Source organism: Lactiplantibacillus sp. C232 (genome assembly GCF_023806725.1).
GTDB classification, from domain to species: domain Bacteria; phylum Bacillota; class Bacilli; order Lactobacillales; family Lactobacillaceae; genus Lactiplantibacillus; species Lactiplantibacillus plantarum.
In genome coordinates this window covers 13359-36929 of sequence record NZ_JAMSKZ010000004.1, presented here as the reverse complement: position 1 = coordinate 36929, position 23571 = coordinate 13359, and the positions used below count along the sequence as shown (strand labels likewise).

At 46.8% G+C, this 23571-nt stretch carries 24 protein-coding genes and 1 other annotated feature; of the genes, 18 read left to right on the top strand and 6 right to left on the bottom strand.

Annotation, left to right across the window (positions count from 1 at the left end; genetic code table 11):
* Positions 1 to 76: 76 nt before the first annotated feature.
* Positions 77 to 2761: an MMPL family transporter gene (locus tag MZO41_RS05375; RefSeq protein ID WP_022638582.1), complete on the bottom strand. Its 2685-nt coding sequence runs from the start codon at positions 2759 to 2761 to the stop codon at positions 77 to 79.
* A 5-nt stretch (positions 2762 to 2766) separates the two neighbouring features.
* Here MZO41_RS05375 and MZO41_RS05370 point away from each other — a divergent pair, with 5 nt between their 5' ends.
* Complete coding sequence (locus tag MZO41_RS05370; RefSeq protein ID WP_016527251.1) at positions 2767 to 3543, top strand: TMEM175 family protein; 777 nt, start codon at positions 2767 to 2769, stop codon at positions 3541 to 3543.
* Positions 3543 to 3761, top strand: a complete 219-nt coding sequence (locus MZO41_RS05365) for a hypothetical protein (RefSeq protein WP_003642701.1) — start codon at positions 3543 to 3545, stop codon at positions 3759 to 3761. The genes MZO41_RS05370 and MZO41_RS05365 overlap by 1 nt, the downstream gene beginning before the upstream one ends.
* A 48-nt stretch (positions 3762 to 3809) precedes the next feature.
* Here MZO41_RS05365 and MZO41_RS05360 read toward each other — a convergent pair whose 3' ends face one another.
* Positions 3810 to 4763 (bottom strand): linear amide C-N hydrolase, encoded by a 954-nt coding sequence (locus tag MZO41_RS05360; RefSeq protein ID WP_013355779.1) that lies wholly within the window; start codon positions 4761 to 4763, stop codon positions 3810 to 3812.
* 230 nt (positions 4764 to 4993) lie between these two features.
* Here MZO41_RS05360 and MZO41_RS05355 point away from each other — a divergent pair, with 230 nt between their 5' ends.
* Complete coding sequence (locus MZO41_RS05355) at positions 4994 to 6055, top strand: aspartate-semialdehyde dehydrogenase (RefSeq protein WP_003642703.1); 1062 nt, start codon at positions 4994 to 4996, stop codon at positions 6053 to 6055.
* Between the two features lie 125 nt (positions 6056 to 6180).
* Positions 6181 to 6393 carry a hypothetical protein gene (locus MZO41_RS05350; protein WP_224272112.1) on the top strand — a complete coding sequence of 71 codons (213 nt, stop codon included), beginning with the start codon at positions 6181 to 6183 and terminating at the stop codon, positions 6391 to 6393.
* Positions 6394 to 6667: 274 nt separating this feature from the next.
* On the opposite strand, the gene MZO41_RS05345 is transcribed toward MZO41_RS05350, so the two are convergent.
* From MZO41_RS05345 to MZO41_RS05335, 3 genes are all read right to left on the bottom strand, one after another.
* Entirely contained in the window at positions 6668 to 7015 is a 348-nt protein-coding gene (locus tag MZO41_RS05345; RefSeq protein ID WP_013355777.1) for a DUF1801 domain-containing protein, read from the bottom strand.
* A 15-nt stretch (positions 7016 to 7030) separates the two neighbouring features.
* The gene (locus MZO41_RS05340) at positions 7031 to 7939 is read right to left on the bottom strand and encodes a magnesium transporter CorA family protein (protein ID WP_003646585.1); all 909 of its coding nucleotides are present in this window, start codon (positions 7937 to 7939) and stop codon (positions 7031 to 7033) included.
* Between the two features lie 83 nt (positions 7940 to 8022).
* The gene (locus MZO41_RS05335) at positions 8023 to 9186 is read right to left on the bottom strand and encodes a VanZ family protein (protein WP_003646586.1); all 1164 of its coding nucleotides are present in this window, start codon (positions 9184 to 9186) and stop codon (positions 8023 to 8025) included.
* A gap of 220 nt (positions 9187 to 9406) precedes the next feature.
* Between MZO41_RS05335 and hisJ the strand changes: the two genes are divergently transcribed.
* The 14 genes from hisJ (at position 9407) to MZO41_RS05265 (ending at position 20941) form a co-directional block, all read left to right on the top strand.
* Entirely contained in the window at positions 9407 to 10243 is an 837-nt protein-coding gene (gene hisJ, locus MZO41_RS05330) for a histidinol-phosphatase HisJ (protein ID WP_013355776.1), read from the top strand.
* Positions 10244 to 10301: 58 nt separating this feature from the next.
* Positions 10302 to 10533: a binding site (T-box leader), on the top strand.
* Positions 10534 to 10706: 173 nt separating this feature from the next.
* Positions 10707 to 11858, top strand: coding sequence for an ATP phosphoribosyltransferase regulatory subunit (gene hisZ / locus MZO41_RS05325; RefSeq protein WP_003644683.1), 1152 nt, complete (start codon positions 10707 to 10709; stop codon positions 11856 to 11858).
* Complete coding sequence (gene hisG / locus MZO41_RS05320; protein ID WP_003642712.1) at positions 11851 to 12507, top strand: ATP phosphoribosyltransferase; 657 nt, start codon at positions 11851 to 11853, stop codon at positions 12505 to 12507. Before hisZ ends, hisG begins: the two co-directional genes overlap by 8 nt.
* The gene (hisD, locus tag MZO41_RS05315) at positions 12507 to 13793 is read left to right on the top strand and encodes a histidinol dehydrogenase (RefSeq protein WP_003642713.1); all 1287 of its coding nucleotides are present in this window, start codon (positions 12507 to 12509) and stop codon (positions 13791 to 13793) included. The genes hisG and hisD overlap by 1 nt, the downstream gene beginning before the upstream one ends.
* A gap of 72 nt (positions 13794 to 13865) precedes the next feature.
* Positions 13866 to 14450 (top strand): imidazoleglycerol-phosphate dehydratase HisB, encoded by a 585-nt coding sequence (hisB, locus tag MZO41_RS05310; protein WP_003644682.1) that lies wholly within the window; start codon positions 13866 to 13868, stop codon positions 14448 to 14450.
* Positions 14451 to 15077 (top strand): imidazole glycerol phosphate synthase subunit HisH, encoded by a 627-nt coding sequence (gene hisH / locus MZO41_RS05305; protein ID WP_003642715.1) that lies wholly within the window; start codon positions 14451 to 14453, stop codon positions 15075 to 15077.
* The gene (gene hisA / locus MZO41_RS05300; RefSeq protein ID WP_003642716.1) at positions 15058 to 15777 is read left to right on the top strand and encodes a 1-(5-phosphoribosyl)-5-[(5-phosphoribosylamino)methylideneamino]imidazole-4-carboxamide isomerase; all 720 of its coding nucleotides are present in this window, start codon (positions 15058 to 15060) and stop codon (positions 15775 to 15777) included. The genes hisH and hisA overlap by 20 nt, the downstream gene beginning before the upstream one ends.
* Positions 15771 to 16529 carry an imidazole glycerol phosphate synthase subunit HisF gene (gene hisF, locus MZO41_RS05295; protein ID WP_013355774.1) on the top strand — a complete coding sequence of 253 codons (759 nt, stop codon included), beginning with the start codon at positions 15771 to 15773 and terminating at the stop codon, positions 16527 to 16529. Before hisA ends, hisF begins: the two co-directional genes overlap by 7 nt.
* The gene (gene hisI, locus MZO41_RS05290; RefSeq protein ID WP_003644681.1) at positions 16526 to 16852 is read left to right on the top strand and encodes a phosphoribosyl-AMP cyclohydrolase; all 327 of its coding nucleotides are present in this window, start codon (positions 16526 to 16528) and stop codon (positions 16850 to 16852) included. The genes hisF and hisI overlap by 4 nt, the downstream gene beginning before the upstream one ends.
* A gap of 140 nt (positions 16853 to 16992) precedes the next feature.
* On the top strand, positions 16993 to 17313 hold the full coding sequence (gene hisE / locus MZO41_RS05285; RefSeq protein ID WP_003642719.1) for a phosphoribosyl-ATP diphosphatase: 321 nt from the start codon (positions 16993 to 16995) through the stop codon (positions 17311 to 17313).
* Between the two features lie 11 nt (positions 17314 to 17324).
* Complete coding sequence (hisC, locus tag MZO41_RS05280; protein ID WP_013355773.1) at positions 17325 to 18395, top strand: histidinol-phosphate transaminase; 1071 nt, start codon at positions 17325 to 17327, stop codon at positions 18393 to 18395.
* Between the two features lie 185 nt (positions 18396 to 18580).
* Positions 18581 to 19135: a sugar O-acetyltransferase gene (locus MZO41_RS05275; protein ID WP_013355772.1), complete on the top strand. Its 555-nt coding sequence runs from the start codon at positions 18581 to 18583 to the stop codon at positions 19133 to 19135.
* A 175-nt stretch (positions 19136 to 19310) separates the two neighbouring features.
* Complete coding sequence (locus MZO41_RS05270) at positions 19311 to 20084, top strand: TerC family protein (protein ID WP_003642722.1); 774 nt, start codon at positions 19311 to 19313, stop codon at positions 20082 to 20084.
* Positions 20081 to 20941, top strand: a complete 861-nt coding sequence (locus MZO41_RS05265; protein WP_003642723.1) for an NAD(P)-dependent oxidoreductase — start codon at positions 20081 to 20083, stop codon at positions 20939 to 20941. The genes MZO41_RS05270 and MZO41_RS05265 overlap by 4 nt, the downstream gene beginning before the upstream one ends.
* A gap of 1110 nt (positions 20942 to 22051) precedes the next feature.
* On the opposite strand, the gene MZO41_RS05260 is transcribed toward MZO41_RS05265, so the two are convergent.
* Positions 22052 to 23407, bottom strand: coding sequence for an FAD-dependent oxidoreductase (locus MZO41_RS05260; RefSeq protein ID WP_011101823.1), 1356 nt, complete (start codon positions 23405 to 23407; stop codon positions 22052 to 22054).
* Positions 23408 to 23571: the final 164 nt, after the last annotated feature.

Sequence of the window (23571 nt, the reverse complement as noted above, 5' to 3'; positions counted from 1 at the left end):
TGTAAAAAAGTTGCGTTTCCAGATTTGACGTCTGGAAACGCAACTTTTTTTACTCAAAGATTAGGCTAACTAATTGCTAGCGGTTGGTAGATGATGGGCGAAAGTGCTGCCAAAGCGTGGCTATAGCTGGTGGCTCATTAGCCCAACGTGTCCACCCTGAAAATCCCAATGGAACGATGAGGTTACTTATCGTAATCCCAATGAGACTCATGAGTGCAAGCCCCTTTAAGGTTGGTGCGGTCGTCAAAAGCAGTGGCAGTAAGTAGGTCAATTCAATCATTGTTACCGGGCAAACGAATCGTCCACTAGTATAAAAGTGCTGTTGCAGATGAGCGGGCTCCAAGTGCCGTAACCAACTTTGACGGTAACCGGTTGCGGTGGTAATCATTAGCCAGTGCAGTGTCAACAACATCAAGCTACCAAGCAAGACACTGCTACTGAGCGGCCCGGTTTGCAACCAGCGTGTTAATATTAACTGGGTCCAACCCCAACTAGTTAACGTCACGCCAGTTAAGCACGCGGTCATTAACAGACTGAAGGTCAATGAACGCAGGCCGAACCATAAAACAACTATGCCGATGATTAATCCGAGTGTGAGCCATCTCAGTGCGTGGGTCGCAATCAGGGTATGCTGATAGTGCTGTTGCTGTGTTACCCCGGTTGTTAGGATTTTGGCGTGCGCTAAGGGTGTGGCGAGTAGGCTGTCGTGGGTGACTGCCTGAAGTCGTTGCAGGGTCCTGCGACTAGCCGCACTAGCCGGCGCTGATTTCAAAGTGACCGTTAGCTGTGTCATGCTTAAATCACTACTAATATTAGTAAAAAGACTGTTTTGATAGGCCTGATTAGTAGCCGCGTTAGCAGGCAGGTAAAAACTCCGGCCAACTTGACTAGCGGCTAAATCATGTAGATAGGTCTTCGTATTTTTCAGTGAAGCGAGTAAGGTGGTTAAAGGTTGAACGGTCTGCTTCAATGATTGGTTGACGTGGTGAACACGCTGATCAACGTGTCCAGCTTCGGTTGCGACCGTAGTTTGGGCCGTTACCACGTGATTTAGTGCGGTTGTCATGCGGTCAGTCAGGTGATCTAACTCGGTGACCTGCTGATTGACTTTGGTTAAATCGGGTTCAGCCTCAGCTGATGTCGTTAGCGTCGTGTCAATAGCCTGTAATTGCCGTTGCACTTGATCATTCAGTTCAGCCAAATCATTGATGCGGTCGGACAACTGGTCGACCGACTTGGTATGGCGACTAGTCGCTGCTTGTTCCAGACTTTGTTGGTCAGTCGTGAGTTGGCTCTTGAGTTTCGCCATACTCGTCAGTTTACCAGCCAAATCAATGTTGATAGTCGCAAGTTGCTGGTTAACGTAGAAATTACTTAGTGGTTGGCCGGTGGGCTGGGTCACTGAGATGACTTGAGCCACATTTGGTACGGCCCGCAGTTTAGTCGTCAGGTGATCGATTGTTTGTAATGATTGCTGCTGCGTTAAATTCTGCGGTGCTCGTAGTGTAATTGTGATTGGCGCCGTGGCACCGGTACCGAAGTGAGCTTGGACTAATTGCTGACCTAATTCAGCATTACTAAGCTGATTTTGGCGCCAGGGTCGTAAGTTGTCATCGGCAAACTGGCCGTTAGCAAGAATTAGGCCGGGGAGTAGTAACAGTGCGACGGCCAAGCTCCCAAGCGCTGGCTGCCAGTAGCCGAACTTGCTCAATTGGCCCCATAGATTGCGTGGACGGGTCGGCCAAGCCGTTGTTCCTGGCCAAAATAAATTATCACCGAGCCAAGCGGTAAAGGCGTAGTTGAGCGGCGGTACCGCCAGTAAGGTGATTCCAAGCGCTACAGTAATGGCCCAAGCATCGGCTAATGAGATGAAGGCAGTCCAGTGTAAAGTGATGGTTATGAGTATTAATGGGATAAAAACAAGTGCCCACTGTCGATATTGAAGTGTCAGAATTTTGAGACTGACAGTGGTCGGTGCGGTTGGTGCGCTCGATTGCCAATACGCGTACATAAAGTGCCATGTCAATAGACTAGTCAGCATTAAACTGATTAGACCAGCAAGGCTCAGCGCATTAGCCGTCAGTGGCCAATGCCAAGCTAAACGCGCGTTAGTGATAAAGCTAATCGTTGTGATCAGAGTGACCACTTGACACAGTAAGTTCAGTAATGGCACTAACAGTGAGCGGAAGATGAGGCCGAGAATGATTAAACTGAGCAGACTACCGACAAGCATGCTAATCAGCAAGTTGCGACGTTGTTGTTGCACGTGTTGTTGGTAGATCAAGTCCGTACTGGTGACACTCGTATTGAGGTCGGCGATTGCAATCGCATTATTAAGTTGATTTGCAATCACAGATAGGTCAGCCCGGGATGTCTGAACGGCGACAAGGGCTAATTCGGTGGAACCATCATTGGAACGTAATAAGTGCCGGTCATTAGTCATACCGGTTGGCGTTCGAAGCTGGTTAATGCCATAATCATCGGCTCGGCGATTAAGTTTGGCTAGGGTCGTGGAGATTTGTTGGCGTTGCTGTTTGGATAATTTACCATTTGAATTGTTGAAGACTAACGTTAAGGACTGGCTGTTGGTTAACCCGTGACCCCATTGTTGTTGATATTTAGGACTCGTTGTTGCATCTTGTGGCATTGCGGTTTGTTCATTCACAAACGTGGTAATGTTCGGTAAAATCAGAATACTTGCAAACACCACGATTCCCCAGAAAAATAAGAACAACCACTTTGGTTTTAATAATTTTCGCATTCGTCTTGACGCCCCCACATCAATTACTTTATTTTGACTTAATCTTACCATATCAGGTGTTAGAGAAGCGGTTTGGTCGTCAGTTTGAAAAGTTAATTACAGTAATTACTTGTGAGTTATGGTATCCTAAAACGCTGTGGGAGGTGCTGATTTTGAAAACAGATCGATTTCAGGCGTTCAGTGATGGTATTTTTGCCATTTTAATTACAATTTTAGTCTTAGAATTTCACATTCCTGATTACCAACCGGGACATTTACTGGCGGCACTATTAGCGCAATGGCCGTTGATCTTGTCGTACGTCTTTTCGTATTTCTACGTTGGCACGCTGTGGTTATTTCATCATGATTATTTCAACATGCTACAACGAATTGATCGCAACGTTAATATGCTAAACTTATTAATGCTCTTTAGTATCACCTTATTGGATTACCCGATGTCATTAGTGGCAGATGCGTTGACAACTGGTAATCGACAGGATATGCAAACGGCATTTATTGTTTATGATTTGGTTGCCCTGTTTATTTCGGCGACATTTTATTTCATGTACGCTTATCTGCATCATCACCAGGACCTAAAGAAGCCGGGAATCTCAATGGCTTTTTACGCCGCAATTAAGTTTGATCCGGTTCGAAGTGTCACGATTTATGGCTTAGCCATCGTGGCAACGTTTTGGTCGGTATGGTTAGGTGCAATCTTACTAGCAGGTGGCATCATTTTTCACTTTTTGGCCTACTTACGGATGAGTCGCCAGCTAGAACAGGCGAAGGGAGGGACGGCATAATGGATTATTCAAGTTTATTAGGACCTGATCGTTATGATCTCGCCGTGACGTTAGCCAAGCAGTATCATCTTGACCCCAGCCAGGTCTTGTTCGGCTATTTGCAAGTGGTTAGTCAAGTTACGGGTGGTCCGAATGCAGCGCAAGCTGATTTACATGAGCCCCAAGTACGAGCGGCAATCAATCAGGAATTTGATCATTTTTTGAAGCAGCGTCATTAATTAAAAATCACGATGTGAGTTCAGTCTCAACATCGTGATTTTTTAGTTTCAATCGGCAGGGAAGAGGTACGGTGTTCGCCAGGTTGTTGCCATTTCAGGTGTTAGTGTCAGTCGTTGTTCGTGACCAGTCGTGCGTGGAATAAAGCGGTAAGTACGAGTCGCTAACGTGATCAAACAACGATAGTGCGTGTAGTTGTGGCTGATGAGATGGCGACGGTCGGCGTGGTGTGGCAAGCTTACTTCTTGTAACCAGCGGAATAAAGTGGTCGGCACTTGTTGCGGTGCTAGCTGCGGTGTTCCCAGTCGTCGAAGTGCCATGTGAATGAAACGATCAGTGGGAATCGGCCCGCTCGGTAATGGTTGCTTAGTCTGAATCACGTGCTGAGCAGCCTGACGAGTGGCAGTTGTAATCTGGTTGCCAGATACTGCTAAATAACGATTTAGTCGGCGCTGATGGTCGCTTAGGACTGGTGTATTAGTCAGAACGCCGGCTGGATTCGGTTGCGCCGTCAGTGGGCCACCAGTGGGTTCGATGACGGCACTGGTGTGTGCATCACTGAGATACCAGTGAAAGGGATAGACTTCACCAGTGTCATCACCCCAGGACGCACCGACCAGGTTAACACTTGGCAGATCGGCGATCACGGCTGCGACTGATTGGTGTTCACCTAAAGCCCAGTTGATGAAGGCTTGGGGCGTTAAATTAATTTGGTTGACTTGTGGTTGAGTGGCGTATTCAACGGCGTGGGGCAAGTACAGTTCAGCACACACCAAACCAGCTTCGTTAATGCCGTCAGCCATCAAACAAGCCTTAAAGTGGTCAGGTAGCCGACCACCACCGAGAATGGCATACTGCGTCATACGCGTCGTCGCTAACCCAGTTGGCCACGGATAACGGCGCGGCAAAAAAATTGGCCGCCAAGGTGTCGTTGTTGGAAAGTCCATGGTGCGGGCGAAGTAGCAGTGATTGTCAGTATCAAGATAAGTTAAGCTGGTACACATGGCGCGGCCTCCTTTTAATTAGGTTCATTATACGTCAAAATGGGCGACAGCTAAATGACTGTTTAATTAACGATGGTAACGGTTACTTTTTTGGTGATCTGCGTGTGCAAAACAGCTGGCAGTGCAATCAGTGACAGATTAATTTATGGTCGGATGGAACTCATTATTTTCTAATCTTTACAAACGTGCTATAATGAGGTTTCAATAACTATCAAAGCGAGGTCTTCATAGTGAGTGGATATAACGTCGCGATTGTCGGTGCAACTGGTGCAGTTGGCGCGCGGATGATCAAAATGGTGGAACAGACGAGTTTACCTGTCAACTCAGTTAAACTTTTGGCATCAAGCCGTTCAGCCGGTAAACAATTACAGTTCAATGGTCAAGCCTTAACTGTTGAAGAGACCGTTCCTGAATCATTCGAAGGAATTGATTTAGCCCTCTTCTCAGCGGGTGGCTCAGTATCTAAGAAGTTCGCCCCTGAAGCAGTCAAACGGGGTGCCGTAGTTGTTGATAATACGAGTGCTTTCCGGATGGACCCAAAGATTCCGTTAGTTGTTCCTGAAGTTAACCCTGAAGCGTTGAAGCTTCATCATGGAATCGTGGCTAACCCGAACTGCTCAACCATCCAAATGGTCGTTGCTTTGGAACCAGTGCGCAAGGCATTTGGTTTGAAGCGGGTCATTGTTTCAACCTATCAAGCCGTTGGTGGTGCTGGTAACCGGGCCTTGAAGGAATTGCATGATGAGACGGAAGCCTACTTAAAAGGTGAAGAGATGGAAGCTCATATCTTACCTGTTGCGGGCGACAAAAAGCATTATCCAATTGCCTTCAATGCGTTACCACAAATTGACGTGTTTGAAGAAGATGGCTACACCCATGAAGAATGGAAGATGATCCATGAAACCAAAAAGATTATGTGTGGCGGCGACATGGACAGTAAGGATATCAAAGTAACGGCAACTTGTGTGCGGATTCCGGTGCCAGTGAGTCACTCCGAATCAGTTTACTTTGAAGTTGAAGATCCTAAGGCAACCGTCAAGGGCATTCAAGATGCTTTGGCAGCTGCACCAGGCGTGGTCTTACAAGACGACCCTGATAACCAAATTTATCCGCAAGCGCATAATGCGGAAGGTTCTAAAGACACGTTCGTTGGTCGGGTTCGTCCTGACCAAGAAACGCCACAAGCCTTCCACATGTGGAACGTTTCCGACAACCTCTTAAAGGGTGCTGCTTGGAACTCAGTTCAGATTGCGGAAACCATGGACAAGATGGGTTTATTGCACATGCAATAAAACTAATTTGTTAAGGGTAATGAAAAGCTGGTTGCTAGAATATTAATTCTGGCGACCAGCTTTTTTTGATACTCACAGCAAAATTGTGCGTCAGAATATTCACGTGGTTATCAGACACGCGGCCAATGATGTCTGTAACGCCGGATCAAGTTGTGATTGCAGGCATCATTTGGGGGTTCAAGCGAGCAGTTATTCCAAGCCAGAATCTGGCGAAGGAGTGGTCCTATCAGACCGCGACAGAGGCGGAACATGAGGATATCCACTTCGTTCCCGGTACGACTGAAGTGCGACCGGATCTAGACCGGGAATATGACCGGCACTTGAAAGCGTCTGGTTAGCTTGAGGAACTTGCCCACTTTGCGAACGTCAAGGACTAAAGTTTACGTCGTCGGTAGTTCACGGAAATGATACCCCAATTGAAAACGCGCCAGCTCAATGAAGTTTCAAGCTGGCGCGTTTTTATATTTTAATGATTTTCGCTGAGATATATCATAGAATTCCGGTAGTCTTGACGCATCGTCGTTCAATTAACGACGCTTTGAAAATCAAGTTGCGGGTTGCTTGGTGAAGCCATTTGGGTCGTGAAGGTCAGTTAGATAAGTTAAACGCATGTCAAGCAATCAACTGCAAGACTTGCTGTACGAGCGCCGTCGGGACCGGCTTTGTCAGTGGCAGATTCAGGCGCTTTTGCCCGGTTGGATAGCCCGCGGACTTAGCAGCGGCTAGTGTGGCGTCATCCAAATCAGCTGAGATGCTCAGGCTGACGTGGGCTTTGTAAGCGGCGATACTGACATAGTGCTTGTCACGTTCGTAAAACGGCAAGTTCCATTTAATTCTAGCCTTAAAATCCGGCAGTTCAGTGGTAATCAGCTGCACGAGATTATTGAGGATTGGTTGGGCCGCTTCGGCAACCTGATTAATGTAGGCCGTCGTATCAGTCACTTGGGGACGATTAGGCATGAGTAAAAGCTTCCTTTACTTTCGAAATGAATTGCGTCGTAGCAACCAAATGGTTAGGGCACATAGTGCAACGGCGATGAATACCGTAATCTCCCAACCGAATGGATTCTTCATGAACGGTAAGTCGACGTTTTGCCCGAAAAAACCGAAGACAATGTTGGGCATTGTCAGGACGATGGAGAAAATCGTCAGCACCCACATCGTGTTGTTCAAACTGTTGTCTAGAATGTTCGAGTAGGCGTTCGACACCCGGCCGATGATGTCTGAGGCAATGTTGGCCATTTCCAATCCTTGTTGTGCCTCGACAATAATATCGTCGAGCCGTTCTAATTGGGCCGCCGAGAATTTGACCGGTACAAACCGTTTGAGTGACTGCAACATGTCGTTATTACTTTTAAGGGACGTGAGGAAATAGACTAGCGTTGTTTCTAAGTCCATCAATTGAATAATGACCGAACGCTGAATTTGCTTTTTCATCTTCATCTGAATGTCTTGGCGTTGTTTATTGATCTTGTTGATGGCCGAAAAATATTGCCGTGATAGCTTGTACAAGACGTTAAAGATATGGTCGTATGGATGCAGGACATCTTCCCAATCGGCATCGATTTCGTCTGCCAACATATCCTCAACGAATATTGTGTTATCGGTCGTAAAAGTCAGTAGGGTGTGGTCAATCAACATGAAACTGACTTGGGCGGTATAAGTACCTTCCTCAACGTCTTCTGTGACCACGTCAAAAATAATGGTCGTGATGGCACTTTTGGCGTCATATTCCAACCGGCCTCGTTCGTGTTGATCGGTTGCGTAGCCTAACATTTCGTCGGTAACGTGTTCCTCACTTACGAGTTGATGATAATCATTTTCAGTGTAATTATTAACAGCGACCCAGCGAAAATCGTCGCTTAGTTCATGGACTTTTATCATTGTTTTTACTTCCAGCGTTTTGAGATATCTTCAATTTAACATGAGTTGCGAGACAACGCAAAGGAAGTTTTAAGGCCACCTAATTATTTAACAGTTGTTCTACTTAACTTTTCACACCATAACTGGTGACTGCGACTGAAAAGCGCTAACAATAAATCATAACTGATAATCAGTAAAATGACTGAAACGACGACGAGGTAGACATCCAGGCGGTTAAGGGTGGCACTAGGAACGTTGCCTAGACGATTGAATAACCATAAATCCAAGAATAAAAGTGGCAGGCCGATTAAGTAGAGCCCACTGTAATGGATAAGCAGTTGCCAGAGATTGGCCTGGTGACCACTGATGGTTACGATCTGACTATTGAGCAGGCGACCACCAATGGTTTTACCATGCCAACACCAGGCGGGCCCAATGAAGAAGAGGATGATATCGGCCAGGTATAGCCAGCGAAAATCATGTGGTAATGGCCAATTAAAATGTTTGACTAAGACGAAGTAGACGGTGTCAAAGGCGGCAATTGCGAGCCAATCGATGACCAACGCCCCAATGCGGCGCCAATTGATGGGGTGTTCCTGCCAATTCAACCGGGTACTGTGGTCGCGATTGCGCCACTGATTAGGAATCAGATGTAGACACCCAGCACCGACAATCCCACCAAGTGTGTTCATCATTAAATCGTCGACATCGAACATCCGGTAGGCTCGTGAGTAGTAGCCGTATAATCCGGTTAACTGCGTGGTTTCGAAGAACAATGAAATCGAGAAGCTCGTCAGGGTGATCAACCAGAGCGGCCAGCGGTGCCGCCACTTTAAGTAGGCACCGATCGGCATAAATAATAGAATATTGAAGAACGGCTGGAAGAACGTGTCAGATTTGAAGGCGGCTAACCAAGTACTGGGGTCCCCGAGTTCAAACGGCGTGAGTGCCTTCAACTGGGTGAGAAAGTAGAAGGGTTGTAAATTATACTCAGCAGTTGTTAGGCTAGCCACGGATGAGCGAGTCGGGAGTGGCAGAATAATTAGTAAGTAGGCTGCTGCCAAGTACCAAATAAACGAATAGGTACTGATCAAGTTACGCTCACTCAGTGTTTGACGTGTTCGGAGCTGGATAGTCAGGATAATCATGGCGAGTAGTAAGGTCATGATGGGTAAAGCTAAGATAACGATGTGCACGGGTTCCAGCAACGTACTGACAATGTGACTGGAAAGTGCGAGTTGATAAAGTTTTGTAATGAGTTCATGCATGGCTGGTCCCCCCTTTTTTGGGAATAGCGCTGTTCTTTAACTAATGTTGACTATATCATGGTATAAAGAAATTGTGACGATTAATATAAATAAATAAGTAAATTGTTAGACTTTCGCCGTGACTGCTAGCGTATTGTCGCGAATGACCGTTTCGACCATACTTGCTTATCTAAAAAAAATATGATTGAATAAGCATAAATTATGAGAGGGTGATGAGGATATGCTAATGGATGGGCATACCCACACGGAACTATGTCCGCATGGGAGTGGTGAAGCAACGGAAAAAATGATTCAACGGGCGATACAGCTAGGTTTTCAGCGGTATTGTATTACGGAGCACGCACCGTTACCACCGGCATTTTGTGACCAGTATGAAGGGACGCCGGCCGGTTATACTGAGGCGTCGTTGCGTGAGAACCAAGTAGCCGATTATTTGGCACTGGCTAACGGACTGAAGACCAAATATGCCGGGCAAATCGAGATCTCAGTGGGTTTTGAAGTTGATTTCTTACCAGAGCATGTTGCTTGGACGCGTGATTTTCTGAATACCTATGGTCCTCGGACGCAGGAAAGTATTTTGTCAGTCCATTTCATGCGGGGGTTACGGCAGCATTTCTGGTGTGTTGACATGTCAACGGATGATTTTGCAGCCGGTTTTGGGCAGTGGCTTAAGACGCCCCAACGTGTTTTTGAACAGTATTATCAGACGGTCTTGGCATCAGTACAAGCAGATCTGGGCCCTTACGCACCACAACGGATCGGCCACATGAGTCTCGTCCGCAAATATCAGGATTACTTTGGCTTGACTGAACCCTTGGATGTCCATAATCTTCAATTAGTAGATCAGACGTTGGCGTTAGTGAAGCAGCAACGGCGGCAGTTAGATTTGAATTTGGCTGGTCTCTACAAACCGTATTGTAATGATTTTTATCCCGGTCAACAGATTCTACAACGCGCTCAAAAGCTTGACATTCCGCTGGTTTATGGCTCTGATGCCCATGACATAGCCAGTGTGGGGCGTGGCTATCATCTTATAAAAAAATTAATTGAGGGTTGACAGCCGTCAGTTTAGTGATTACAATGAATTATAAATTAAACGACTAATCAAATTTTAATAAACGGTTGTGATTAGAACAAGTAATTAAGTCTTCCTCATCCAGAGAGCCCGGGTAGCTGAGAACCGGACAGACAGGCTTAACGAACACACATCTATGAACTGCTAAGGTGAACCAGTCTCATTAGCCTTAGCCGAATTGGTTTCGTTATCCAAGTTGACTTGATCAACATGAGGTCTGCCGTGCGAACGGTAGATGAAATAAGGTGGAACCACGCGTAAACGTCCTTTTAGCAAATTGCTAAGGGGGCGTTTTTTAGTTTCACCGATCCATGCGGTAAGTTTGCGTGACGGAATCGCAAGTCGCTCCGGTTAGCATGTAAGCAATTGATTAAGCGCGTTGATAAGTAACGATATGAATTAAACTGATTAGTTTTAAATAACGACGTTTTAGGAGGCGTAAATTATGTTGAAACACTTATTACCACTAGGAACCCGGGATGAATTTGGTCGGCGGGCACGTACCAAACAACACTTGATCGCGGTGATCCAAGCCCATTTTAAACAACGCGGGCTCGCGCCAATTGCAACGCCGTTATTAGAAAACGAAGCGGTGTTTGATCCATATCAGATGGGTAACTACCAACTATACCGCTTATTTGGCAACGATGGTCGCACCTTGGTCTTACGGCCGGACATGACCTTACCAGTTGCTCGCTTCATTAGCGCGACGAATGTCCCCTTACCGCAAAAGTTTGGTTATGTCGGCGATATCTTTCGAGTAAGCCGTCAATTATCAGGTTCATATAACCAAATCACACAAGCGGGAGTCGAATTAGTCGGTTACGCATCGCTGAAAGCCGAATTTGAATGTTTAACGATTGCCAACCAGCTTTCAAGTGAGCTGATTGCCGATGCTGTTGAAATCGAATTAGGAGATGCCCAATTTGCACAACGGGTCGTGGCCAGCTTGACTGGTGACGAAGGCGAACAACAAGCCATTTTAACCGCACTGTTCGATAAGCAAGTACCACGCTACACGAAATTGATTGCCAAGTACCGCGCACAGCCTTTATACGATTTTCTCAAAGCATGGCCGCGTTTGTTCGGGCGTCCAGAATGTATCTTCAAAGAATTAGCGGCAGCACCACTACCTGAAACAGTCCAACCAAGTCTGAAACGGCTTCAAACGGTGGTGGCCTGGATGCAACAAACGATGCCGGAGCAAGTCATCTCGGTGGATTTGAGTAGCCAAGCACCACAAAAATACTATACCGGCCTGACTTTTCGGGGTTATTCACAAGCGGGGGCTGGCTACCTGTTCAGCGGCGGCCGTTACGACAAACTGTTAACGAACTTTCAAGCTGAAGCAGAACCGGCTGTGGGAATGGGGTTAAACGTTGACTTGTTAACAACTTTAGCCACAGACCAACAGACCGCTTATGCTGAACAATTGATTTACTTTGAGCCTGAACAGTGGTCACAAGCGGAGGCATACTTAGCGAAACAACCGCACGCCATTTTGAGTTTGGCGGATGACTTAGCAGGTGCGCGCATCGAAGCACAACGTTTGAATGCCCAACTGATTGATTTAACTGGAGGTATGACCAATGACTGAACCACGTTTAAAGATTGCCTTGACTAAGGGCCGCGTCGAACAACAAGTCCTGCCGTTGCTGGAAGAAGCTGGACTGGATTGTTCGCAAGTCCGCAACAAGCAACGGCGGTTGATTTTTGATTCTGAGACGCAACCATATGAGTTTATTTTAGCGAAAGGGCCGGACGTGACGACCTTCCTCGAACGGGGTGCTGCTGATATCGGCATCGTTGGTAGCGATATTTTGACTGAACACGAGAGTACCCAATATGAACTGTTAGACTTGGGGGTTGGTAAGTGCCAATTTGTGCTAGCATCCACGGCCGACTTTGATCCCGTTGCACCACGACGCAAAATCATCGGCACCAAGTACCCATTGATTACCCAACGGTATTTTGATCGCTTGGGCCAAGATGTTGAAATTATTAAGATTGAAGGCTCGGTTGAATTAGCACCACTGACTGGCTTAGCCGACGCCATCGTAGATATCACCGAGACGGGGACCACGATTCGTGAGAACCATTTACAAATTTATGACTATTTACAACCAGTCTCGACCCGCCTAGTGGTCAACCGGTTAGCCTTAAAACAGCAACAAGCCGCCATCTTTGATTTAGTTGATCGGTTGGCCACAGTTGTTGATACGAATAATCCAAAGGAGTTTGTCTAATGAAAATTATTAATGAAGATTTAGCTAGTTTAAAACGCTTAGTTCAAACGAAGACCCAACAATTGACTGACTTAAAGGTTGAATCAGCGGTTCGCGAAATTATTGCCAATGTGATTAAAAACGGGGATGCCGCCGTCAAGGATTACGAAACCCAATTCGATAAGGTCACCTTGACCGACTTTAAGTTGTCACAAACTGTTATTGATGATGCTTATAACAATCTGGACCCGCAAGTGAAGGACGCCTTGTTGTTAGCTAAACGCAATATCACGAGTTTTCACGAAAAGGAAAAGGCGACTGGCTTTATTGATGCTGAACAGCCTGGCGTTCTACGAGGGCAGAAGTTAATGCCGCTTAATCGGGTTGGCTTATACGTTCCAGGTGGCACGGCAGCCTATCCATCGACTTTACTGATGAGTGCCTTGCCCGCTAAGATTGCCGGCGTTAATGAAGTCATTATGGTGACGCCACCACAAGTCGATGGCATCAATCCAGCCGTTCTTGCTGCAGCCAAAATCGCTGGCGTCGACGCCATCTATCAAGTGGGAGGCGCTCAAGCAATTGCTGCGTTAGCTTATGGGACTGAGTCGATTCCAGCGGTCGACAAGATTATTGGTCCTGGGAACATTTTTGTGGCGACTGCTAAGAAGCAGGTCTTTGGTCAGGTGGCGATCGACATGGTGGCCGGCCCGTCAGAAATTGGTATTTTAGCGGATGATTCAGCTGATCCTCGGCAATTAGCGGCTGACTTATTGAGTCAAGCAGAACATGACCGTCGAGCCCGGCCAATCCTAATTACGGATAGTGCCGACTTAGCGCAGGCCGTCAGTGACAACGTGACGTCACAGTTGAAAGTTTTGCCACGAGAAGCGATCGCTACCGACGCTGTTAACGAAAAAGGCTTCATTGCCGTTGTCGCAAAGGTTGAAGAAATGTTTGACTTGATGAATACGGTGGCACCAGAACACTTGGAAGTGCAATTGAAGAATCCAACTCAGTACTTGAATTTAATCAAAAATGCCGGGTCGGTCTTCTTAGGACGCTACGCCTCTGAACCACTCGGTGACTACGTTGCTGGTCCGAACCACATCTTACCAACGAGTGGCACGGCCCGTTTCTCATCACCACTTGGCGTCTATGATTTCGTTAAGCGAACGTCCTTTATCCAATACACTAAGGACGCTTTGGCTAAGGAAGCTCCGGCGATTACCACGTTGGCACGGGTCGAAGGTCTGGAAGGCCATGCTCGTGCGATTGAGAGTCGTTTTGACACCTATTACGATTAGGGCGTAATTAGTAGTTGATACTGATTGTGATTACAGCCGGTAGTCGTTTTAGCAGATGAGGAGGAAATGAACATGCGACAAGCAACGATTAAACGTGAAACGAAAGAAACCCAGATTGAAATCAGTTTGAATTTAGACGAACAGAGCGGTATCGAAATCGATACCGGGATAGGCTTTTTGAACCACATGTTGAACTTATTTGCGAAGCACGGGCGCTTCGGGTTGGTCGTGAAGTGTCACGGCGACCTCGACGTTGACCCGCACCACACTACTGAAGATACGGGAATCGTGCTTGGCGAATGCTTTAAGCAGGCGTTGGGTGATAAGCAGGGAATTGAACGGTACGGGACGGAATTTGTGCCAATGGATGAGACTTTAGGTCAGGTCAGTGTCGACCTAAGTGGACGGTCATACTTAGTTTTTGATGCCGAGCTCACGAATCCGCGGCTCGGTGGCTTAGATACGGAGACAGTCGAAGATTTCTTCCAAGCCGTGGCCTTTGCTGCTGAAATGAATTTGCACGCACGCATCCTGTACGGCCGTAACACTCACCACAAAGTTGAAAGTTTGTTCAAAGCGTTTGGGCGGGCAATGCGCGCGGCTGTCACGATTAATCCAGATATTCAGGGGGTCAACTCTACGAAAGGCGTGATTTAAATGTTTGCAATCGTCGATTATGATACGGGTAATACCCGTAATTTGAAGAAAGCTTTTGACTACCTGCAAGTGTCAACCATCTTAACGGCTGACCCGCAACAATTAGCGGCCGCTGACGCAGTTATTTTACCCGGTGTGGGAGCTTTCGCAGCTGCAATGGCCGCTTTAAAAGAACGCCAGTTAGTCGGCGTGTTACAAGCATTGGCGCGGAGTGGCAAACCCGTTCTCGGTATTTGCTTAGGCATGCAGCTCTTGTTTGAAAGTAGTTCCGAGTACGGCGAGCATGCTGGGCTAGGCTTGTTAAGCGGCCGGGTTAGCGCTTTGCCAACGGACTTGAATGTCAAAGTCCCACAGATGGGGTGGAATCAGAACGAGCTTCGGCGTCCTGATAGTCCCTTTGCCAGTATTGACGCGGCCTATACTTACTTCGTTCATTCGTACTATGCGGTATGTCCGGCAACTGAAATCGTGGCGACAGTTCAACACGGCGTCCAGGTTCCAAGTATTGTTCAGCATCAAAATGTGATTGGGATGCAGTTTCACCCGGAGAAGAGTGGTCGAGTCGGATTACAACAACTAGCAGCTTTTAAGGAAATGGTGAGTGCAAATGATTTTTCCAGCAATTGATTTACGAGCCGGTCAGAGTGTCCGGCTCTACCAAGGTGATTTTAAACAGGCGACATTGATTAATCCTGATCCTGTTGTTCAAGCCCAACAAATTAACGCAGCGGGCTTGCAGCAATTACACATGGTCGATTTGGATGGTGCCAAGTCAGGGCGCCCAGAAAACTTCGCGACAATCACGGCGATCCGGCAAGCATTTACCGGGACGATCGAGCTCGGTGGAGGTATTCGAACCTACGAGCTGGCGACTCGTTATCTCGAATTAGGAATCGATCGCTTAATCTTGGGGTCAGTTGCGTTGACTGATCCACGACTGGTCAAACGACTGTTAAGTGAGTTTGGTGGTGAGCGAATTGTGATTGGGTTAGACGGAACCAATGGTTATGTGGCAATTAAAGGCTGGTTGGAGCAGTCACAGACCAAGATGAGTACATTAATGAAGACAATGACTACGAGTGGTGCCAAGCACTTTATCGTGACCGATGTCGCCCGTGATGGCACGATGCAAGGCCCTAACCTTGCGTTATACCAAGAACTACAAGCACAGGTGCCCACGGCCAACCTGATTGCCAGCGGTGGCGTTCGGAATTTGACCGATGTTCAAGTGTTACAAGCCAGTGGGTTCAAGGATGTTATTATTGGCAAGGCGTTAGCTGAAGGCGGTGTGACACTGGCCGAATTAGCGGGGGTGACTGAATGTTAGCAAAGCGGATTATTCCGTGCTTGGATGTGGCGGATGGTCGGGTCAAGAAGGGCGTTAATTTCGTCAACTTGACGGATGTCGGAGATCCGGTGGCGATTGCAGCTGCCTATCAGCAACAGGGCGCGGATGAACTTGTCTTTTTAGATATTGCAGCCACCAATGAGCACCGCGAGACGATGGCCGCCATGGTCGAACAAGTCTCAGCTCAGGTCTTCATGCCACTGACGATTGGTGGCGGAATTACAAGCGTTGCTGATATGCAACGAATCTTACGTGCGGGTGCTGATAAGACGGCTATTAATTCGGCTGCAGTTGCCAACCCTGAACTGATTCGTGCCGGTGCTGAAAAATTTGGTAACCAGTGCATTGTTGTTGCGATTGACGCGGCGTGGGATGCGGCAGCTGGTCAATATCGTGTCTATACACATGGGGGTCAGCAAGCGACCGACCTCGATGCAGTGGCGTGGGCCAAGCAAGCGGTCGCCTTAGGGGCTGGCGAGTTATTGGTCACTAGCATGGATCGCGATGGCACTAAGGCGGGGTTTGATACCAAGTTATATCAGGCCCTGGGAGCAACGGTCAATGTGCCAATCATTGCCAGCGGCGGTGCGGGTAACTTACAAGACTTTGTGGATGTTTTTAGCACAACCCCGGTTGGTGGTGCATTGGCGGCTTCCGTCTTTCACTTTGGCGAGTTAACGATTGCAGATGTCAAAGCGACATTAAGAAAACAAGGAGTGGTCGTAAGATGAAACCAGACTTTGAAAAGGGTGACGGCTTACTGACAACGGTCGTCACCGACGCGGATACGAAGGATGTCTTAATGGTCGCGTGGATGAACGCGGAAAGCTATCAACGGACATTGGCGTCGGGCCAGACGTGGTTTTGGTCACGGTCTCGGCAAGAACTTTGGCACAAAGGCGCTACGAGCGGCAATTTACAAGATGTCGTTAGTATGACGCTGGATTGCGATCAAGATACGCTATTGGTCGCAGTTCATCCGCATGGTCCTGCTTGTCATACGGGACATACGAGTTGTTTCTTTAACCCGGTTGAACTAGAACCGGGCGCCTAAGGATTGATGACGATAGCCGCATGAGTTGGGAGTTAGATGGCTGATTGGTTGGAAAATGCGGTCCCAACGGTCGATAAGCAGGATTGTTTTTAACCCGTATTAAATTGATGAATATATTATAGAAGAAAGTGGTGTCGAATATGCAAAATATGGAAGAATTATACGAACTGATCAAACAACGGAAGGCAACGCCTAAGAAGGGATCCTACACAGATTATTTATTTACTAAGGGACTGGATAAGATTTTAAAAAAGGTTGGTGAGGAATCAACCGAAGTTATTGTGGCGGCCAAAAATCCCGGTGACGACGAATTAACCTATGAGACAGCCGACTTGTTGTATCACGTTTTAGTGTTATTGGTCGAACGTGGTGTTAGTTTTGACCAGATTAAGCAAGAATTGGCTAAACGTGAAGGTAAGATGAGTGACTATAAGGATCGGCCCGAAATTAAGAACCTATAGGAGGTAGCCGAATGAAAGCTAGTATTGAACAGTTAGAACCCTATGTGCCCGAAAAGCCGTTGGCGACCCTCCAAGCTGAGTTAGGATTGACAGAATTAGTCCGGTTATCAGCTAACGAGAACCCGTATGGCACCTCGCCAAAAGTGGCGACCGCTGTGAAGAATTGGGACTTCACCCAGAGTAATCGTTATCCCGATGCCGACGCACAGGAGTTACGACAAGCAGTGGCCCAGCAACAGGGAATCGACCCGAATAGCATCGTTTTTAGTGTAGGTCTTGATGAGATGATCGTGATGTTATCACGGACATTCTTAGCCACCAACGACCAGGTGCTAGTGTCCGCACCGACGTTTTCAGAATATGGACTACATGCTGAGATCGAGGGGGGGCAATTAATCAGTGTGCCAACGTTGCCTAATGACCATGTGAACTTCGAAGGCTTAATGAAGGCCATTACGCCCCGCGTGAAGATGGTTTGGCTGTGTAATCCGAACAATCCGACGGGCACCGTGGAATCATTAGCGGCAATTGAAGCGTTCGTCCAGCAAGTACCCCCGGAGACGATGGTCCTGATTGATGAAGCCTACATTGATTTTACACCGGGCGCGGCTCAAGTAACGGCCATGCAGTTACCAGCCAAGTACCCGAATGTAGTGGTCATGCGGACATTCTCCAAAGCATATGGGTTAGCTAACTTTCGAATCGGGTACGCCGTTTTTAATACCAAATATGCCACAACGATGCAAACTATTCGGCTTCCATACAATGTGAATTCCTTGGCTCAAGTGGCAGCCCTGGCGGCAATCGATGATCCTAATTTTGTGAAACAAACGGTCCAAAAAAATGCGACGGAACGTGCTAAGTGGATGGCATTCTTTGATGATCAGGGTGTCACTTACGATCAATCTGGCGCGAACTTCATTTTCTTTAAGTATCCGAGTGCCACGCAACTGGCTGACTATTTAGTGCACCATGGGTATCTGATTCGCACTGGCTTACGGCCAGGGTGGTTACGACTAACGGTCGGAACGGCTAGCGATAATCAGCAACTCCAACAATTAATTCGTGATTTTAAGGCCTAGAATTGGCGCAAAGAAACCTGAGCAATCGGTTTCTTTTTTTGTTGCCCTAACTGCTGAACAAATTCGAGGCAGCTGGTCCGAAAGGATAGTTGTCAATAACACCTGCTAAACCATTAACTCAAGTGTTGACTTCGACGCCACTCTAAGCAGTAAAATTAGGGTGATAAAATATAGGAGGGACAACAATGTCAGAATTAGATAAATTAGCAGCCGGGGAATGGTATCAATTTAAAGATGCTGAGGTGGCCGCTCAAAAATCGCGGGCTGCCAAGTTATGCCAAGAGTTCAATCAGATCGATGCAACAAATCCAGATGCGCAAACTGCCAAGATTCAAGAGATTCTTGGTAGTTACGGTCGCAATCTTTCCGTTCAAGCAGACTTTAATTGTGATAATGGTCGTAATATTCATGTTGGTGATAATTTTCTTAGTAATTATAACTTAACTATTTTGGATATCGCGCCGGTTCATATAGGGGATAACGTGATGATTGGCCCCAATGTTGATATTTATACGGTCAATCACCCGTTGACGGCTAGTGGTCGACGCGCTAACTTGGCCCAGGGCCATCCAGTCACGATTGGTCATGATGTTTGGATTGGGGGGAGAGCGGTGATTACGCCTGGCGTGACGATTGGTAATAATGTTGTGATTGCGGCTGGAGCAGTCGTTACTCATGACATGCCTGATAATACGTTGGTGGCCGGGGTACCAGCCAAAGTTATTCGACAATTAGAATAAGAAAGGTCGCAATTGGCTAGCTTTTTGGGCACTTATTTTACTCATTGGCATGATGAGTCGTAAATACGACGAAAATAAGGTTTATTTTTGAAAATTAGTCCACGTAAGCGGCACCAATTATTTTTACAGGTATACTTAGATTAACAAACTAATATTAAGAGAAAGAGGATGCCGTTTGTTACATTTAATCGAACAGTTGTATGGACCCTTCTTCAGTGCGACTAACTGGGGTAACGTCATCACATCTGCTAATGACTGGTTAATCATTTTATCGTTAGCAATTATTGAGTGTTTACTATCAGTTGATAATGCCGTTGTCTTAGCTGCTCAGACCCAGAGTTTAGATAATTTACAAGAGCGGGAAAAATCGTTATTCTATGGCTTGTGGGGGGCCTATATCTTTCGGTTTTTAATTATTGGGATTGGCACGTATTTGATCAGTTTTTGGGAGATCAAAGTGTTAGGTGCGGCTTACCTTGGGTACTTGGTGTATCGATACTTTAGTCAGCCGAAAAATGGGGCCAAGGTGGCACAGAAACCCAAGCAACAACGACGCTTCTTCGGACTAAGCAACTTCTGGTCGGTCGTCATTCAGATTGAAATGATGGATATCATTTTCTCAATTGATTCTGTATTGGCGTCATTGGCAATTTCGGATAATCCGGTGATTGTTTTGATTGGTGGGATGATTGGGATTGCCTGCATGCGGGGCATTGCCGAGGTCATTATGCGCTTAATGCGCAAGATTCCCGAGTTGGAAACCATGGCGTATTGCTTGATTGTCTTGATTGCCATCAAATTATTTATCTCAATTCCTGCCATTGGTTGGGATATTCCCGCAACGGCTTTTGGTGGTATCGTATTAGTAGCATTTATTATTACGTTGCTGATTCATTTTTGGCGTCGGCGCCGCAATGAACAGTGCGTGGAAGGAAAGGTGCGTAAATGATGAAATTAGGTTGGATTGGTACCGGCGTCATGGGGGCAGCGATTGTCCGTAACCTGATGACGGCCGGCTATGACGTAACGGTTTATAATCGAACAAAAAGTAAGGCGGATGCGCTAGTTGCGGCGGGGGCCACTTGGGCTGATACACCGGCTGCCGTGGCAGAAACGAGTGACGTGATTTTCACCATGGTTGGGTTCCCACGGGACGTCGAACAAGTTTATTTTGGTGATCACGGGATTTTCAGTGGATTGGCCGCTGGAAAAACGGTAATTGACATGACGACGAGCCAACCCAAGTTAGCCGTTAAAATTGCGACGTACGCGCGTGAACATGACATGCACGCTTTGGATGCGCCCGTGTCCGGCGGTGATATTGGCGCCAAAAATGCCACTTTGACGGTGATGGTCGGTGGCGATGCCGATACGTACGAGGCGATGTTACCATTATTTAATGTGCTTGGTCACAAGGTCAATCATTTTGGGGATGCTGGTACTGGTCAACATGCCAAGATGGCCAATCAGATCATGATTGCAGGGACGATGACTGGGTTAACTGAAATGTTATTGTATACCAAGGCAGCCGGTCTTGATCCGGAAAAAGTCTTGGCAACGTTATCTAGCGGTGGTGCTGACAACTGGAGCATGGATAATTACGTGCCCCGGATTCTGAAGGACGATTACACGCCCGGCTTTTTTGCCCGCCATTTTCTTAAAGATTTGCGGATTGCTTTGAGTGAGGCGGATGCGATGGGACTTAATCTGGTTGCGACGGCGCAGGCTAAACGACTTTATGAAGTAATGGTCGATGTCAAAGGCTTGGGTGATCAAGGAACTCAGGGATTGATTAATATTTATTAGCGCGTGGCTGACTTGATGAAAGTCGCTCAAACATCATATATTTATTGAAATAATAGTTATCAAGGCGGGAATTCAGCGAGTTTAATCTTTCTGAATCCCCGTCTTTTATTAACATGATACGCATTATGCGAGGTAATTTGTCATGAATCGTGATTAAAACATGCCAGTTATGTCAGTTCAAAAGCAGCCAGCTTAGGCCTGCTGGAAAAAGTTCGAGTTAGCGTAAAATTACTTAGTTGACGCGTCCTACGCCGACTTCCAGGCATTTCTGCCAATTGCTGGAACGCGGTGGACACAGATTTAAGCCGCAGACCACGTCTTAAATACTGGTCTTCCACGCTTTAATGCCATATTGGTGAAACGTGCTCGGGTGAGACTGAACCTCACACTCTTGGCAGTACTGAGCATTGGCCGAAACGCCTTCCAGTCGGGACAGTGTTCGAATGGCGGACATGGATGTACCCAACCATTGATGGACTTGTCATTGCTTTTTATAAACGATAACTTTGTCAATCAACTGTCAGACAGAAAATGATATTGTGATAGTTTACTATTCCCAAATCACCATAGTAATAATTAAACGTCTCGACAAAGTGGTTAACGCCACCCTAACGTTATGTTTAAAGTTCCAGTAAAAAATATAGTCAGCGACTAATTGTACCAAGTTAAGTGGCTGTTCATTTGCCATTTGAGCGGCTTCCCGACTGGAGGGGCTGGGTGACAATGCTCAGTAGCCAAATTATTCTTAGCTGGAAGTGGGTTGCTTCCGGCTTAGAATAAGACTCGTATTTGAGATGACGCGGGTTATGCGTTAGCTCAAATCGACGTCGGCTGCGTTCCAGCAATTGGCACCCAGCCCCGGAGGTCGGCATAGGACGCGCACCGGCTGACGAACAGTAATTTAACTGGCACGTTTTAATCACGATTCATGCTAAGTAATAACTAGTACAACGTCTAGCATGGTATTTTATGAAACGATATCTGAAAATAAACTTGGTATACTGTCAATCTTGATGGCTAGCATTTTGATGCATTAAAAACGGATTCTTCAGCGATGTGTGGCTGAGGAATCCGTTTGATGTTTCATGGCTTAATTAAGGCCTAATTGATTTAGTTTAAGGTTGCGGCTGCTTTTTGGGCAGCGACGTTGATGATGTTCCAAGGACGGTCAAAGCCTGGTTGGAAGAAGAAGTCCGTGTAAGCTAAGTCAGCAACAGTCAGTTTAGCTTGAATAGCCACTGAGATGGCGTTGATGTTAGCAGTAACATCGTACTTCGACATGATTTGCGCACCAAGCACGCGACCATCAGTTGGGTCAAAGGTTAGTTTGAACCAAACTTTGGTGTTGCCAGCATCTTCAGAGACAAATTTAGGCCGAATGGTATCGGTGACTAACACGGATGCCGTCTTAACGCCCAGCTTGTCAGCCGTGCCTTCTTTAACACCAGTGGAAGCAAAGTGGTAGTCAAAGACGGAAAGTGCGGATGAACCAGAAACAGCAGGCATTGGTACGTTTTCGCCAAGTAAGTTCTTAGCGGCAATCCGACCTTGCCGACGAGCGTTAGTGGCTAACGCAATGCGGTTATCCTTGCCAGTTGGGGCAAATGGGACTAAGGTCGCGTCCCCGACGGCGTAAATGTCAGTGTCACTCGTTTGGAGGTGGTCGTTGATCTTGATCAAACCGTGATCATCTAAGTCGACAACGCCTTTCAAGAAGCCAGTTGCTGGCCGAATCCCGGCGGCAGTTACGACCAGGTCAGCTGGATATTCGCCTTGATCGGTCACTACTTTGGTGACGTGGCCGTCAACACCTTCATACGCTTTAATACCTTGGCCAACTGCAGCATAGATGCCGTGATCGGCCATCGTCTTAGTCAAGATATCCGTGAATTCTTGATCAAGGTAAAGACTAAGTAAACGTGGTAATAGGTCGATAACCGTGACGTGCATGCCAGCTTTGGCAAAGACTTCAGCCGCCTCAATTCCAATATAACCGGAGCCAATGACAACCACATTCTTAACGCTAGGGTCAACGGTCTTGGCCTTTAATTTGATGGCCCAGTCGCGTCCACGCATTGCGTAGATGTTGGCTAAGTCATGGCCGGGTACTGGTAGGTCAAATGGTACCGCGCCGACACTTAGGACTAGTTTGTCATAAGTTTCATCACGTTCGTCACCAGTGGCGTGGTCAATGACGTGCACACTGTGACTAGCAGGGTCGACCTTACTAATTTCACTATTTACAAAAACGTGGACGCCTTGGGCTTGCATGCCAGCAGGAGTGGCATAGCTGACGGAGTTAACGTCTTTAACGGCACCTTCGAGGTATAATTGCATCCCACATGAGAGGAATGACAGAAAATCACCTTTTTCATACCATTGAATTTCAGTATCTGGTTGAGCGGCTAAAATACCGCGAACCGTTTCATAACCACCATGAGAAGAACCAACGACAATAACTTTCATAATTGTAAAGCCTCCAAATTTTAGTTTAGAACTGTTCTAAATAGAATATAACACGAACTAAGTTTGTCGGCAAGGGCAGTTTGTAATTATTCTAAATTATCAGTGAAAAATAGCTGTGCCCGTCGACACCATTTAGTTTAGAAATATTCTAGTTAGAATATAGC

Excerpts from the sequence above, each read along its gene's own strand:
- MZO41_RS05375 (WP_022638582.1), bottom strand. The coding sequence starts at position 2,761 with ATGCGAAAATTATTAAAACCAAAGTGGTTGTTCTTATTTTTCTGGGGA.
- MZO41_RS05365 (WP_003642701.1), top strand. The coding sequence starts at position 3,543 with ATGGATTATTCAAGTTTATTAGGACCTGATCGTTATGATCTCGCCGTG.
- MZO41_RS05360 (WP_013355779.1), bottom strand. The coding sequence starts at position 4,763 with ATGTGTACCAGCTTAACTTATCTTGATACTGACAATCACTGCTACTTC.
- MZO41_RS05350 (WP_224272112.1), top strand. The coding sequence starts at position 6,181 with ATGATGTCTGTAACGCCGGATCAAGTTGTGATTGCAGGCATCATTTGG.
- MZO41_RS05345 (WP_013355777.1), bottom strand. The coding sequence starts at position 7,015 with ATGCCTAATCGTCCCCAAGTGACTGATACGACGGCCTACATTAATCAG.
- MZO41_RS05340 (WP_003646585.1), bottom strand. The coding sequence starts at position 7,939 with ATGATAAAAGTCCATGAACTAAGCGACGATTTTCGCTGGGTCGCTGTT.
- MZO41_RS05335 (WP_003646586.1), bottom strand. The coding sequence starts at position 9,186 with ATGCATGAACTCATTACAAAACTTTATCAACTCGCACTTTCCAGTCAC.
- hisJ (WP_013355776.1), top strand. The coding sequence starts at position 9,407 with ATGCTAATGGATGGGCATACCCACACGGAACTATGTCCGCATGGGAGT.
- hisZ (WP_003644683.1), top strand. The coding sequence starts at position 10,707 with ATGTTGAAACACTTATTACCACTAGGAACCCGGGATGAATTTGGTCGG.
- hisG (WP_003642712.1), top strand. The coding sequence starts at position 11,851 with ATGACTGAACCACGTTTAAAGATTGCCTTGACTAAGGGCCGCGTCGAA.
- hisD (WP_003642713.1), top strand. The coding sequence starts at position 12,507 with ATGAAAATTATTAATGAAGATTTAGCTAGTTTAAAACGCTTAGTTCAA.
- hisB (WP_003644682.1), top strand. The coding sequence starts at position 13,866 with ATGCGACAAGCAACGATTAAACGTGAAACGAAAGAAACCCAGATTGAA.
- hisH (WP_003642715.1), top strand. The coding sequence starts at position 14,451 with ATGTTTGCAATCGTCGATTATGATACGGGTAATACCCGTAATTTGAAG.
- hisA (WP_003642716.1), top strand. The coding sequence starts at position 15,058 with ATGATTTTTCCAGCAATTGATTTACGAGCCGGTCAGAGTGTCCGGCTC.
- hisF (WP_013355774.1), top strand. The coding sequence starts at position 15,771 with ATGTTAGCAAAGCGGATTATTCCGTGCTTGGATGTGGCGGATGGTCGG.
- hisI (WP_003644681.1), top strand. The coding sequence starts at position 16,526 with ATGAAACCAGACTTTGAAAAGGGTGACGGCTTACTGACAACGGTCGTC.
- hisE (WP_003642719.1), top strand. The coding sequence starts at position 16,993 with ATGCAAAATATGGAAGAATTATACGAACTGATCAAACAACGGAAGGCA.
- hisC (WP_013355773.1), top strand. The coding sequence starts at position 17,325 with ATGAAAGCTAGTATTGAACAGTTAGAACCCTATGTGCCCGAAAAGCCG.
- MZO41_RS05275 (WP_013355772.1), top strand. The coding sequence starts at position 18,581 with ATGTCAGAATTAGATAAATTAGCAGCCGGGGAATGGTATCAATTTAAA.
- MZO41_RS05265 (WP_003642723.1), top strand. The coding sequence starts at position 20,081 with ATGATGAAATTAGGTTGGATTGGTACCGGCGTCATGGGGGCAGCGATT.
- MZO41_RS05260 (WP_011101823.1), bottom strand. The coding sequence starts at position 23,407 with ATGAAAGTTATTGTCGTTGGTTCTTCTCATGGTGGTTATGAAACGGTT.